The sequence below is a fragment of the Microbacterium sp. NPDC055903 genome, assembly GCF_053615555.1.
In genome coordinates, this window is sequence record NZ_JBSHCA010000001.1 from 1,336,025 (window position 1) to 1,348,914 (window position 12,890).

14 protein-coding genes are annotated in these 12,890 nt (G+C 68.7%); 6 read left to right on the forward strand and 8 right to left on the reverse strand.

Annotated features, from left to right (window positions below; genetic code table 11):
* Nucleotides 1-23 precede the first annotated feature (23 nt).
* Nucleotides 24-446, forward strand: a complete 423-nt coding sequence (locus tag ACWGJP_RS06115) for an NUDIX hydrolase (RefSeq protein WP_452328861.1) — start codon at nt 24-26, stop codon at nt 444-446.
* A 3-nt stretch (nt 447-449) separates the two neighbouring features.
* Here ACWGJP_RS06115 and ACWGJP_RS06120 read toward each other — a convergent pair whose 3' ends face one another.
* Together ACWGJP_RS06120 and ACWGJP_RS06125 are read right to left on the reverse strand one after the other, a co-directional pair.
* Nucleotides 450-926, reverse strand: a complete 477-nt coding sequence (locus tag ACWGJP_RS06120) for an aminoacyl-tRNA deacylase (protein ID WP_452328862.1) — start codon at nt 924-926, stop codon at nt 450-452.
* On the reverse strand, nt 923-1,414 hold the full coding sequence (locus tag ACWGJP_RS06125; RefSeq protein ID WP_452329502.1) for a DNA helicase: 492 nt from the start codon (nt 1,412-1,414) through the stop codon (nt 923-925). Before ACWGJP_RS06125 ends, ACWGJP_RS06120 begins: the two co-directional genes overlap by 4 nt.
* 112 nt (nt 1,415-1,526) lie before the next feature.
* On the opposite strand from ACWGJP_RS06125, the gene ACWGJP_RS06130 reads away from it, so the two are divergent.
* Both ACWGJP_RS06130 and ACWGJP_RS06135 read left to right on the forward strand, forming a co-directional pair.
* Nucleotides 1,527-2,084: a peptidylprolyl isomerase gene (locus ACWGJP_RS06130; RefSeq protein ID WP_452328863.1), complete on the forward strand. Its 558-nt coding sequence runs from the start codon at nt 1,527-1,529 to the stop codon at nt 2,082-2,084.
* Nucleotides 2,085-2,102: 18 nt separating this feature from the next.
* Nucleotides 2,103-2,990, forward strand: coding sequence for a rhomboid family intramembrane serine protease (locus ACWGJP_RS06135; protein WP_452328864.1), 888 nt, complete (start codon nt 2,103-2,105; stop codon nt 2,988-2,990).
* A gap of 125 nt (nt 2,991-3,115) precedes the next feature.
* On the opposite strand, the gene ACWGJP_RS06140 is transcribed toward ACWGJP_RS06135, so the two are convergent.
* Nucleotides 3,116-3,355: a cell division protein CrgA gene (locus tag ACWGJP_RS06140; protein WP_452328865.1), complete on the reverse strand. Its 240-nt coding sequence runs from the start codon at nt 3,353-3,355 to the stop codon at nt 3,116-3,118.
* A gap of 92 nt (nt 3,356-3,447) precedes the next feature.
* Here ACWGJP_RS06140 and ACWGJP_RS06145 point away from each other — a divergent pair, with 92 nt between their 5' ends.
* The 3 genes from ACWGJP_RS06145 to ACWGJP_RS06155 are packed head-to-tail and all read left to right on the forward strand — an operon-like array spanning nt 3,448 to nt 5,039.
* Entirely contained in the window at nt 3,448-4,242 is a 795-nt protein-coding gene (locus tag ACWGJP_RS06145; protein ID WP_452328866.1) for a class E sortase, read from the forward strand.
* Nucleotides 4,243-4,251: 9 nt separating this feature from the next.
* On the forward strand, nt 4,252-4,407 hold the full coding sequence (locus ACWGJP_RS06150; RefSeq protein ID WP_452328867.1) for a hypothetical protein: 156 nt from the start codon (nt 4,252-4,254) through the stop codon (nt 4,405-4,407).
* Nucleotides 4,404-5,039: an anthranilate synthase component II gene (locus ACWGJP_RS06155; protein WP_452328868.1), complete on the forward strand. Its 636-nt coding sequence runs from the start codon at nt 4,404-4,406 to the stop codon at nt 5,037-5,039. Before ACWGJP_RS06150 ends, ACWGJP_RS06155 begins: the two co-directional genes overlap by 4 nt.
* Before the next feature lie 195 nt (nt 5,040-5,234).
* Here the strand turns inward: ACWGJP_RS06155 and pknB are convergent, their stop codons facing one another.
* From pknB to ACWGJP_RS06180, 5 genes are all read right to left on the reverse strand, one after another.
* Nucleotides 5,235-6,917, reverse strand: coding sequence for a Stk1 family PASTA domain-containing Ser/Thr kinase (gene pknB / locus ACWGJP_RS06160; protein ID WP_452328869.1), 1,683 nt, complete (start codon nt 6,915-6,917; stop codon nt 5,235-5,237).
* A gap of 67 nt (nt 6,918-6,984) precedes the next feature.
* Nucleotides 6,985-8,742, reverse strand: a complete 1,758-nt coding sequence (locus ACWGJP_RS06165) for a protein kinase domain-containing protein (protein ID WP_452328870.1) — start codon at nt 8,740-8,742, stop codon at nt 6,985-6,987.
* Nucleotides 8,742-10,199, reverse strand: a complete 1,458-nt coding sequence (locus ACWGJP_RS06170) for a peptidoglycan D,D-transpeptidase FtsI family protein (protein WP_452328871.1) — start codon at nt 10,197-10,199, stop codon at nt 8,742-8,744. Before ACWGJP_RS06170 ends, ACWGJP_RS06165 begins: the two co-directional genes overlap by 1 nt.
* A 1-nt stretch (nt 10,200) precedes the next feature.
* Complete coding sequence (locus tag ACWGJP_RS06175) at nt 10,201-11,586, reverse strand: FtsW/RodA/SpoVE family cell cycle protein (RefSeq protein ID WP_452328872.1); 1,386 nt, start codon at nt 11,584-11,586, stop codon at nt 10,201-10,203.
* Entirely contained in the window at nt 11,583-12,884 is a 1,302-nt protein-coding gene (locus ACWGJP_RS06180) for a PP2C family protein-serine/threonine phosphatase (RefSeq protein WP_452328873.1), read from the reverse strand. Before ACWGJP_RS06180 ends, ACWGJP_RS06175 begins: the two co-directional genes overlap by 4 nt.
* Between the last annotated feature and the right edge of the window lie 6 nt (nt 12,885-12,890).

The window sequence follows — 12,890 nt, forward strand, 5'->3', positions numbered from 1 at the left end:
ACCGGGCCCGGTACTGTGAATCCATGGATCTGCGAGTCGCCGCCTATGCCGTCGTCACGGACGACGACGACCGCATCCTGCTCGCCCGCTGGACCGAGGGGCGCCGGGTGGCGTGGACGATGCCGGGCGGCGGTCTCGAGGACGGCGAGGACCCGCAGGATGCCGTGCGACGCGAGGTTCGCGAGGAGACCGGCTACTCGGTGCACGTCGAGGAGCTGCTGGGCATCCACTCCCGCGTGATCCCTGCAGGGCGACGGGTGCAGAAGGCATCCGATCCGCTGCACACCCTGCGCATCGTCTACCGGGCGAAGGTCGGCGGGGGAAGGCTGCGCTTCGAGCAGGAGGGATCCACCGACATGGCGGGGTGGTTCACGCTGTCGGCCGTGGCGGGACTGCAGCGGGTGAAGCTCGTCGACATCGCCCTTCGGATGGCCGGGATCCTCTAGAGGTCAGGAGCCTTCGGGCACCGAGATGTCCGCGACGGTCGCATCGTAGGCGCGGATCAGGTCATCGGCATCGACGAAGAGGCTGTAGCCGTGGGAGCCTGCGCCCATGGCCACGCGCTGACCGACGATGGACGCGTCGGCGTAGACGGGCCAGTCCGTGGTGCTGCCGAGGGGGACGATCGTCCCCCTTTCGTACCCCGTCGCAGCCAGGGCGAGCTCCGGCTCGGGCAGGCGCAGCTTGTTCACGCCGACGAGGGCGCGCAGCTTCGGCCACGAGATCGAGCGACCACCCGGGATAAGCGCGAAGAGGTAGGTGTCGTCCGAGCGCTTCACGACGAGCGTCTTCACGATCCCGGATGCCGGGATGCCGAGCAGTTCGGCCGCTTCGTGAAGGCTGCGCGCCTCTGGCCGCTCGCGGATCTCGATCTCGAGACCGCGCGCAGCCGCCGCCTCGCGAACGCGGGCGTGCGGATCGGTCACGCGTTCGGCGCGGAGAGCGGGTCGTCGGCCACCCAGAGCTCGTCATCGGCGCGCAGCGCCTGCCATGCGGCGTACAGTACGCCGGCGGCGGCAGCGACGCCGAGGATGATCGCGACGACCGAGCCGAGGCCGGAGCCCTTCTTCGCGGGTGCGGCCTGCGCGACGACGACGCCGTGGCGCTTGGCGTTGGCGATGTCCCAGGCGCGCAGTGCGGTGCCTGCGACGCCGCCGACGATCGGGACGACGCGCTCGTCGACGACCTGACGGCCGATCTTCACGCCGCGGTCGACCACCGGGGCGACCTTGCGGTTGTACGTGTCCTGGACCACGGGGACGACCTGCTCGCGGTTGAAGTTGCCGAGCTGACGGCCGGCCTCACGAGCGACATCGGCGGCGTGGCCGACGAGCACCTGCTGGGTCTCCCAGAGCTGGGTGGCGTCCTCCTGCAGACGACGCAGTTCCTTCTTCCGCTTGCGGCTGAGGTTGATGCTCACGATGCTCTCCTGTCCATTGGAGTACGGGCTCACCATCTTGCCAGACGAGGCTGGACGCGGGCAGTGATCCGGGCAAGTTCACCGGATGCTCTGAGAGAATGAAGCCATGCCTCACGCCTCTCATGTCGCAACCATGCACACCAACCACGGTGACATCGTCATCAACCTCTTCGGCGACCACGCCCCGAAGACGGTCGCGAACTTCGTCGGCCTGGCCGACGGTTCGAAGGACTGGACCCACCCCGCCACCGGAAAGCCCGGCGAGGGTCCGCTCTACAAGGACGTCATCTTCCACCGCATCATCCCGAACTTCATGATCCAGGGCGGCGACCCGCTCGGTCAGGGCGTCGGCGGCCCCGGCTACAACTTCGACGACGAGATCAACGGGGAGCTCAACTTCAACGCGCCCTACATCCTCGCCATGGCCAACGCCGGTCTTCGCCGCAACGCCATCACCGGCAAGCCGGAGGGCACCAACGGCTCGCAGTTCTTCATCACGACGGACCCGACCCCGTGGCTGCAGGGCAAGCACACGATCTTCGGTGAGGTCGCGGACGACGCCTCCAAGGCCGTCGTCGACGCCATCTCCGCCGTGCCGACCGCACCGGGCGACCGCCCGATCGAGCCGGTCGTGCTGCAGTCGATCGACATCGTCGCGGCCTGACGACGCGAGCCGATCCGGATGACCAGTCCTGAGTTCACGAGCAATCGCGACAACTTCTGCTACCGGCATCCGGATCGGCAGAGCTTCGTGCTCTGCCAGCGCTGCCTGCGCACCATCTGCCCCGAGTGCCAAACGCAGGCGGCCGTCGGCGTCATCTGCCCGGAGTGCATGAAGGAGGAGCGCAAGAACCGCACTCCCGCCCAGAAGCGCGCCGCACGGCGCTGGGGCCGCAGTGCCGTGCTCGCTCCGGCATCCGGGACCCCGATCGTCACCTATGCGATCATCGGCGTCACCGTGTTCTTCTGGCTGCTCGGGCTGATCCCCGGGTTCGGGCCGGTGCTTCGCAGCGAGCTGCTCTTCCACGCGGCGTTCCTCTACCCCGATCTCAACGGCGGCGTCTTCGAGCCATGGCGGCTGCTGACCGCCGCTCTCACGCACAGCTCGATCTTCCACGTCGGCTTCAACATGCTTTCCCTCTGGGTGATCGGGCGCACGCTCGAGCCGATGCTGGGCCGCTGGCGCTTCCTCACCCTCTACGTGCTCGGCGCCATCGGCGGATCGGTCGCCGTCGCCTGCATCGACCCGACGGTGGCGACGGTGGGAGCATCCGGGGCGATCTTCGCGCTCTTCGGATCGCTGCTCGTCATCGGCCGCCAGCTCGGCGCGAACATCACGGGGCTGCTCGTCCTCTTCGGCATCAACCTCGTCATCGGCTTCATCCCCTACTTCAACATCGCCTGGCAGGCGCACATCGGTGGTGCCGTCGTCGGCGCGGCCGTGGCCTTCATCATCCTCCGCACCCGTCGCCGGGATCAGCGCTGGGTGCAGATCGTGTCCTTGATCGGCGTCGCGGTCGTGCTCGGACTGCTCGTGGCGTTCATCCCGCCGCTCGTCCTCGGGGTGTGAATAACACCCGTGTAATTCTCCCCACCCTGTGGATGGATCTGTGGATAACTCCCTGAGCGGAGCGATCACCGGACAACAGAAAACCCCCGCCTCGGCGGGGGTTTTTCATGAGATCCGGCGGTGCGTCAGCGCCACCGCGTGGTCATCAGGAATCCGATCAGCGCGATGCCGAGGCCGATGGCGAGGTTCCAGGAACCGATGCCGGGGATGGGCAGCTCCGGACCGAGGATGTAGAAGAGGATGATCCACACGAGTCCGACCAGCATGAAGCCGACCATGACGGGCTTGAACCACACCGCGTTGGGCGCCTGCTCACCCTCGGTGCGCTCGACGACGGGTTCTTCGCTCTTGCGGTCTCGTGCCATGCCGACATTCTACCCATGAGGGCCCTGATCCTTGAGCCCGATCCCTCTCCGCCGTGGGCCGGTGCTCACCCCGACGGGATAAGATCGCGCCTGTGACTGCATCCGCCGTGCCCGACTCGAGACGAGCGCGTAAGAAGCGTCCCCGCTCGCGCGCGACGTTCACGAGTGTGCTCGGAGAGCTGTTGCTGACTGCCGGTGTCGTGGTGCTGCTCTTCGTGGCATGGCAGATGTGGATCGGCGATTTCATCATCAGCGCGCAGCACAACGCCGAGGGCGCGGAGATCTCGCAGGAGTGGGCGGAGATGCCGACGCCTGAGCTGCCCCCCGCCGTCACCGACGAGGAGACCGGCGCCACCTGGTACGAGCCGCCGATCCTCCCCCATCCCGGTGACGGTGAGCAGTTCGCGCAGATGCTCATCCCGCGCTTCGGCTCCGACTACAACGTCAAGATCGCCGGCGGGACGACCCGCTCCGTCACCCTCGACAAGATCGGCATCGGCCTCTATACCCAGTCGAAGATGCCCGGCGAGGTGGGCAACTTCGCCCTCGCAGGGCACCGAACCACGTGGGGCAAGCCGTTCAATCAGATCGACAAGCTCAAGCTCAACGATGCGATCGTCGTGGAGACCCCGGAGGGCTGGTACACCTACCGCTTCCGCACCCTGGAGTACGTCGAGCCGAGCGAGGTCGACGTGCTGGCCGATGTTCCGCAGCTGCCTGGCATCGCCACGGGCGAGCGCTACATCACCCTCACCGCCTGCTCGCCGCTCTATTCGCTCGCCGAGCGCATCGTCGCCTACGGGGTCTTCGAGGGGTTCCAGCCCCGCGCCGAGGGCCCTCCCGACTCCCTGGCCCCCGTCGACGAAGTCGCCTCCCCGTCCCTCTAGGAGCATCCGATGTACGCAGCGATCTGGCGACTCCTGCCCGGCCCGTGGTGGCTGCGGGTGTTCATTCTCCTCGTGGTGGTGGCCGCGATCCTCTACGGCCTCTTCTTCTACGTGTTCCCCTGGGTGAGCCCGTACATCACGCCCGGCGAGGTCGACCTGGAATGAGCGTGCGTGTGCTCGTCGTGGACAACCACGACAGCTTCGTGCACACCCTGGTCGGCTATCTCCGAGAGCTCGGCGCCGCGGTCGCCGTCGTCGAGGCGGATGCCGAGGACGAGGCCGCGTTCTCGAGGATGCTCGCCGACCACGACGCCGTGCTCCTCTCGCCGGGGCCGGGGCGACCGCGGGATGCCGGCGCATCGGTCGCGCTGGTCGGGCTCGCGGCCGAGCGCGGGATGCCGGTGCTCGGCGTCTGCCTCGGCCACCAGGCGATCGGTGCGGCCTTCGGCACGGAGGTGTCCGAAGCGCCGGAGCTGCTGCACGGGATGGTCTCGTCCGTGACCCATGACGGCTCGGCGCTGTTCGACGGCATCCCCTCGCCGTTCGCCGCCGGGCGGTACCACTCGCTCGCGCTCGCCGAGGATGAGCTGCCCGAGAAGCTGCGCGTCACGGCTCGTGCCGAGGGCGGCACGGTCATGGCTATCGCGCATCGTGACCTGCCGATCGCCGGGGTGCAGTTCCATCCCGAGAGCGTGCTCACCGAGGGCGGCTACCGGTTGCTCGCGAACTGGCTCGCTTTCGTGGGTGACCCGAATGCCGTCGCCCGGTCGGCCGGTCTCAGCCCGCTCGCGCAGTAGCGCGCTGAGCGTGTTCCGCATAGCTCGCTGAGCCCGTCGAAGCGTGCGGGGTCGGTAGCTCGCTGAGCCTGTCGAAGCGTGCGTTCGCTGAGCGTGCGGGGCAGGCTCCCTTCGACAAGCTCAGGGAGCGGGATAGGGGTGCTCAGGGAGCGGGATGAGGGGGCTCAGGGAGCGGAAGCGCGCCGAGGCCCGCCGCTACTCGCCCGTGCAGTGGCGCAGCTCGACCGTGGAGTGCACGGGCACATCGCCAGGGGCGAGCGACATCGACACCACGCCGGGCGAGTCCGCCGCGGAGCAGTCCGGATTCTCGATCGGCTGCGCCGTGAGGCCCAGGTCTTCGAGCTCCTGAGTCGCGGCCTCCATAGAGAACCCGGTCAGGTCGCGCAGCGTGACCCGACCGCTCGCCACGACGAGGTCCACCACGGTGCCGGGGGCGACCTCGTCGCCCTCTTCGACACTCGCCTCCAGGACGTAGCCGGCCTCGTGGTCCTTGTCGTTCTGCTGCCGCACCGTGCCGAGGCCGAGCCCGGCCTTGGTCAGCGCGGCCTCCGCATCCGCCTGCTTGAGCGTGACGAGCATGGGCGCGACGACCATCTCCTCACCGCTGGAGACGTAGACGGTGATCTCCGTGCCCTGGGTGACCGTCGTCCCGTCCCGCGGATCCGTGCGGATCACGTTGCCCTCGGCGATCTCGGCGTTCGTCTCCTGCACCGGCGTCGCGGTGAGGTCGAACTTCTCCAGCTCCTCCTGCGCGCGCTCGTAGGACATCCCGCTGACGTCGGGCACCGTGCGTGACGAGGTCTCGACCGGAGGGGCCTGCACGGTGACGACCCAGAACACCACCGAGGCGAGGAGCACGGCCATCAGTGCGACGCCCGCCCAGATCCAGGCCACGGGGGGACCCGACTGCGTGCGGGTCATGGTGGTGTCGGTGGAGAGCTGGCGCAACGAGCGGGCCGTCTCCTGCGCGGCGCGCGGGCTCGGGCCGTAGAGCTCGCTGGTCAGCGCCCCGAGCTGCTTCTTGCTCGGGGCCTGCCCCGCCGTCGCGCCGTCGAGCGCGGCACGGAAGCTCGCGGCATCCGGATAGCGCTGGTACGGGTCCTTGGCCAGGGCGCGCAGCACGATCGGGTCGAGCGCGCCCGGTGCCTGCTCGTTCACCTCGGTGGGCGGAACGGGCGTCTCGCTGACGTGCTGGTACGCGACCGCCACGGGAGAGTCCCCGCGGAACGGCTGGCGCCCGGTGAGCAGCTCGTAGAGCACGATGCCGGTGGAGTAGAGGTCGGTCCTGGCATCGACGGGCTCGCCCTTGGCCTGCTCCGGGGAGAAATACGCGGCGGTTCCGATGATCTGCGTCGTCTCGGCCACGGTCGACGAGGAGTCCGACACCGCGCGCGCGATGCCGAAGTCCATGACCTTGACGGTGCCCTTGGGCGTGATCATGACGTTGCCCGGCTTGATGTCGCGGTGGATCACCCCCGCCTTGTGGGAGTACTCCAGGGCCTCCAGGATGCCGTCGACGTAGCGGACGGCATCGGGGACGGGCACCGGACCCTGCGCGATGATCTCCTTGAGCAGCACGCCGTCGACGAGCTCCATGACGATGTAGGGAACCGGCTCTCCGCCACCGTCGGGGGCATCCTCGCCGGCGTCGAAGACGCGCACGATCGTCGGATGCGACATCCGCGACGCGGCCTGCGCCTCGAGGCGGAAGCGGGTGCGGAATGCCGCGTCCCTGGCGAGCTCAGGGTCGAGGATCTTGACGGCGACGTCCCGACCGAGCGTCAGGTCGTAGCCGCGGAACACCTTGGCCATGCCGCCGTGTCCGATGAGCTCGTCCACGCGGTACCTGCCCGCGAGGATGCGCGGCTCTGTCGACACCTGATACCCCCTGATGTACTGCGTGATGCTGAAACCTAAGGCTACCCTTCGGAGCCTGAGATCACCGTCATCCCTCGGCGCCACCCTCGGCGTCTGCACCGGCGTCGGCGTCCGTCTCGGTCTCACCCGTGTCGGCCGCGGTGATCGCCGACGACTGGGCCTGCGGGGAGCTGCCGGACGGACGGTCGCCGCAGAAGGCCTGGTAGGTCGCCGTGACGACCTGTCCCGCCTTGCCGGGGTCGACCGTGATCTGCGTGGTCCGAACGCCCGCCGCGAAGCCCGTCTTGGCGGTCCCGTCCGAGAAGGTCGCGTTGGTGATCGTGACCTCATAGCTGCTCAGCGCCAGAGCGCCGGAGGGGCAGGTGAAGTTCGTCCAGTTGAGCGTGATCGTGCCGCCCTCGACGGGCGAGCCGCTGAAGGTGGGGGCGTTCGTCGGTGCGGGGATGGACACCTGGGCCGCATAGAGCGTGAGCTGCAGCAGAGTGCCGGGGTCGACCATGCCGGTCGGCTGGACGGCCTGCACCTTGTCGACCTGGTCGGACGTCTCAGCCGCGACGTTCCCCGTGGTGCAGTTGACGTCGAGGTCGACGGCGGCCGCGGCCTCCCGCGCCTGATCACAGGTCATGCCCACGAGGCCGAGGGCGTCGACGTTGATGCGTTCTTCCTCGGTCTCGGTCGGCGTGGGCGTCGGCGTGGACGACTGGCTCGTCGGCGGCGGGGTGCTGGGGTCGTCGTCGCCCTCGCCCTGACCGGAGAGCAGCGCCCAGATCGTGCCGGCCACCGCGATCACGAGGATCACGATGAGCGCGACCAGAGGCCAGGTCCACGGGCTGCGCTTCTTCTTCTCCTCCTCCTCGGCCGCCGCCTCATCAGTGGGCAGCTGCGCGGTCGTGGGAAGGATGCGCGTCGCGCCGTCGTCTCCCGTCGCAGTGAGAAGGCGCGTCGCGTCGTCGTCGGCGACGCCGCCGGTGGCGATGGCGGGCACGGCGATCGCCGCGGAGTTGAGGTCGCCGCGGCGCAGTGCCTGCGCCGCCCGCGCGACGGTCGCCGACGAGGAAGGCCGGTCAGCCGGCTTCTTCGCGATCATGGCCATCACGAGGTTCTGCACGGGGATGGGCACGGTCGCCGGCAGCGGCGGGGGCTGCTCGTTGATCTGCGCCATCGCGATCGCGACCTGCGACTCGCCCGTGAAGGGACGCTTGCCGGCCAGCGACTCGTACGCCACGATGCCGAGCGAGTAGGTGTCGGTCGCCGGCGACGCCGGGTGTCCGGACGCCTGCTCCGGCGAGAGGTACTGCACCGTGCCCATCACCTGACCGGTCGCGGTCAGCGGCACCTGGTCGGCGATGCGGGCGATGCCGAAGTCGGTGATCTTCACCCGACCGTCGGGGGTGATGAGGAGGTTGCCCGGCTTGATGTCGCGGTGCACGAGCCCGGCCGCGTGCGCGGCCTGCAGGGCGGATGCCGTCTGGGCGACGATGTCGAGCGTCTTGTCGGCGCTCAGCGCGCCTTCGCGCTCGAGGATCGTGGAGAGCGCCTCACCGGGCACGAGCTCCATGACGAGGTAGGCGCTGCCGTTCTCCTCGCCGTAGTCGAAGACGCTGGCGATGCCCTCGTGGTTGACGAGCGCGGCGTGGCGGGCCTCGGCGCGGAAGCGCTCCAGGAAGCCCGGATCGCCCATGTACTCGTCCTTGAGGATCTTGATCGCGACGGTACGCCCGATGACGTGATCCGTCGCCTCCCAGACCTCGCCCATGCCGCCGATCGCGATCCGCGACAGCAGCTCGTAGCGCCCACCGAACGACACACCCTGCGTCGGCCTCATTAGTTCAGCACCGCCTCAATGACCTTTTTCGCAATCGGAGCGGCAAGCGAGTTGCCGGATCCGGATTGACCCCTACCACCGCCGTCTTCGACGACGACTGCCACCGCCACCTGCGGATCATCCGCGGGCGCGAAGCCTGTGAACCACAGCGTGTACGGCTGCGTGTCTCCGTTCTCCGCCGTGCCCGTCTTGCCGGCGACGTCGACCCCGTCCATTCTCGCATTAGAGGCGGCCCCGGATGCGACACTGGCGACCATCGCGGCGGTCACGGCATCCGCCGCCTCCGCCGTCGTCGCCCGACCGAACTCGGTGTTCTCGAACGAGGTGATGACGGAGAGATCGTTGCCGATCACGTCATCCACCATCCGCGGGTTCATGACGACGCCGTCGTTGGCGAGGCCGGCCGAGACCATCGCCATCTGCAGCGGCGTGGCGCGCACATCCCCCTGGCCGAAACCGGTCAGCGCGGTCTTGTCGTCGCTGAGCCCGCTCTCGGGATACGTGGACGCCGTCGAGGTGACCGGGGTCTGGAAGGCCGTGTTGAAGCCGAACTTCTCGGCCGTCTCGAGGATCGCCTCGTCGCCGATGGCGACCGCGATCTGCGCCATGGGGATGTTGCAGCTCAGGCGGATCGCATCGGCGAGCGTCACCGTCGTGCCGGAGCCGCAGGTGCCGCCGCCGGAGTTGGAGATCTGCGTCGACGTGCCCGGGAGCGTGTACCTGGCAGGGTTCGGGACCGTCGACTGCATCGTCCACTCCCCGGTGTCGAGGGCTGCGGCCGCCACGAGCACCTTGAAGGTCGACCCAGGAGGGTTCAGGCGACCGGCGATGGCCCGGTTGTAGAGCGGGTTCGATGCGCTGTCGACGAGCTCGTCGTAGGTGTTGTTCACCGCATCGGCGTCGTGCGAGGCGAGGAGGTTGGTGTCATAGCCGGGGGTGGACGCCATGGCCAGGATGCGGCCGGTGGCCGGCTCGATCGCGACGACCGCGCCCTCGAGACCGTCGAGGGCCTCGTAGGCGGCGCGCTGCGCATCGGCATCCAGGCTCAGCTCGACGCTGAACCCGGTCTGGTCCTGTCCGGAGACGATCCGCTCGATCTCGGCGAAGAACGCGCCGGCTCCCGTGCCGGAGAGCTGCTCGTTCATGGCCTGCTCGATGCCGGTCGCCGACTGCAGCACGGGGTTGAAGTACCCCGTGACGGCGGCCCACATCGAGGCATCCTCGTAGACGCGCTGGTACGCGTAGCGGTCGTCGCTCGGCACGGAGTAGGCGATGGGCGTGCCGTCGACGATGATCGCGCCGCGCTGGATCTCGTAGCTGTCCAGGCGCGTGCGGGTGTTGCCCTTGTTCTGCGCCAGGTTGTCGGCCTCGACCACCTGGATCCAGCTCGTGGCGATGAACAGCGAGAGGAACATCGCGAGCATCACGATGCTGAGGCGCTTGAGCTCCTTGGTCATGTCAGCCGATCACCACCCTTGGCTGGCTGCGCACGCCGTCGGAGATGCGCAGCAGCAGCGCGACGATGAGCCAGTTTGCGACGAGCGAGGAGCCTCCCGCCGCGAGGAACGGGGTCGTGAGGCCGGTGAGGGGGATGACCCTCGTGACGCCGCCGACCATGATGAACACCTGCAGCGCGATCGTGAAGGAGAGACCGGTCGCGAGCAGCTTTCCGAAATCGTCCTGTCCCGCCATGCCGATGCGCACGCCACGGCTGACGAACACCATGTAGAGGCAGAGGATCGCGAACAGGCCGATGAGGCCGAGCTCCTCGCCGAGGCTGGGGATGATGTAGTCGCTCTGCGCGAGGGGGGTGACCTGCGGGCGCCCCTGGCCGAGGCCGGTGCCGAGGAGGCCGCCGTGCGCGAGCCCGAAGATGCCTTGCTGCAGCTGGTAACCAGCGCCGTCGGGGTCGACGACCGAGGAGTCGAAGGCGTACAGCCAGTTCGTGAAGCGACCACGCACGTAGCTGAGGATCTGGGTCGCGGCGAGGACGCCGACGACGACGAGGGTGAGGCCGATGAGCACCCAGCTCGTCTTGCCGGTGGCGACGTAGAGCATGGCGATGAACATGCCGAAGATGAGCATGCCCGTGCCGAGGTCGCGCTGGCTGACGATGATGCCCAGCGAGAGCAGCCAGACCACGATCACCGGGCCCAACTCACGCATCCGCGGCCAGGTGATGCCGAGGAATCGCGTTCCTACCGACGTCAGGCTCTCGCGTGTGCGCACGAGATAGCCGGCGAAGAAGATCGCCAGGCAGATCTTGGCCAGCTCGCCCGGCTGGAACGAGATGAACCCGCCGAACGAGACCCACACGTCGGCATTGGCCTCGTCGACGCGCAGCCCAGGCACGAAGGGCAGGAGCAGCAGCAGGATGCCGGCGAGGCCGAACAGGTAGGTGTACCGGAACAGGATGCGGTAGTTGCGCAGCACGATGACCACCGCGATGGCACCGGCGAGCGAGATCGCCGTCCAGGCGAGCTGCTTGGAGGAGTAGGCGCTCCACCCGGTGAGGTTCTTGGCGATGTCGATGCGGTAGATCATCGCGATGCCGAGGCCCGTGAGCAGCGTGGCGATCGGGAGCACGAAGGGATCGGCGTCGCGGGCGACGATGCGGAGCACGACATGCAGCGCGAAGGCGAGGATCGCGAGTCCGCCGCCGATGAAGAGGATCATCGGGTCGATGAGCCCGAGCGCGCCGAGCTGCACGAGGGTGAGGGCCGCACCGCTCAGCGCACAGGCGAACAGCAGCAGCCAGAATTCCCGGTTGCGCTGCGTCTGCGGCATCCGCATGCGCTTGAGGGCCTTGATGACGGCGGTGTCCGCCGCGACGCCGGTGCTCATCCCTCCCCCTCGGTGGGAGCGGGAGACGGGGTGGGGGTCGGTGACGGCGTGGCCGTCTCGCCGGTGACCGCCTCGGCGCCGGCGCGGAGCCGCTCGACGATGGCCATGGCATCCGACAGCGACCGGGCGTTGATCGTGCGCTCGACGGATGCCCGCTGGTACTGCGGCAGGTCGGCGAGGAGGATCTGGGTGTCCTCGATCGGGGTGGACAGGGTGATCGGGCCGATGTTCTGCTGCACGCCCTGGAAGATGACGACGCTGTCCTCATCGGCGCCGATGTAGTAGCGCGTCTGCGTCCAGTTGTAGGCGAGGACGCCAGCCCCGGCGAGGGCGAGGAGGGCGACGAGCAGCGCGGCGATCCAGCCGAAGCGGCGCCGACGGGCTCTGCGGCGGTCCTCCTCGATGAGCTCCTCGATGTAGTCCGCGGCCGGCTCGAAGTGAGTCGGCTCGTTGGCGGCCTGCCTGGCCGGGTGCAGCCAGCTGGTGCGTCCTGGGCGGGCGGCGGGGATGAGCACGCCCGACGGGTTCGAGGCGGAGCCGACGACGGTCGGGGTTCCGGAGGAGACCGGATGCGCGCCGCCGACGTCGACGAGCACGATGGTGACGTTGTCCGGTGCTCCCCCGTCGAGGGCCTGCTTGAGAAGGGTGTCGGCGGTTCGTCCGGGGGCGAGGCCCTGGCGCATCACCTTGGCGATGTGGAGCTCGTCGACGACGCCGGACAGGCCGTCTGAGCACAGCAGCCAGCGATCGCCCGGCTGGGTGTGCATGACGAACATGTCGAGCTCTGGATCGTTGTCCATGTCGCTGAGCACGCGCATGAGCACCGAGCGCCGGGGGTGGTACCTGGCCTCCTCCGGCGTGATGCGGCCCGAGTCGACGAGGCGCTGCACGAAGGTGTGGTCGGTGGTGATCTGCGTGAGCTCGTCGTCGCGGAACAGATATATGCGGGAGTCGCCGATGTGGCCGATGACGGCGTACTCGTCGACCATGATGATCGCGCTGACGGTCGTTCCGAGGCCGGCGAGCTCCGGACGGTCCTTCGCCGCACGGATCAGGTCGGCTGCCGCGGTGGTGACGGCGGCCTGGAGGGATGCCTGGGCGTCGTCGGTGGACTCGTATCCCTGATCGAGGGGCTCGAGGCGCTGGATGGCGATGCTCGAGGCGACGTCGCCGCCGGCGTGGCCGCCCATGCCGTCGGCGACGGCGAACAGGTTGGCACCGGAGTACCCGGAGTCCTGGTTGTTGGAGCGGACCTTCCCGGTATGGGAGATCGCGGCGCTCGAGCCTTCGAAGACCATGCCGCG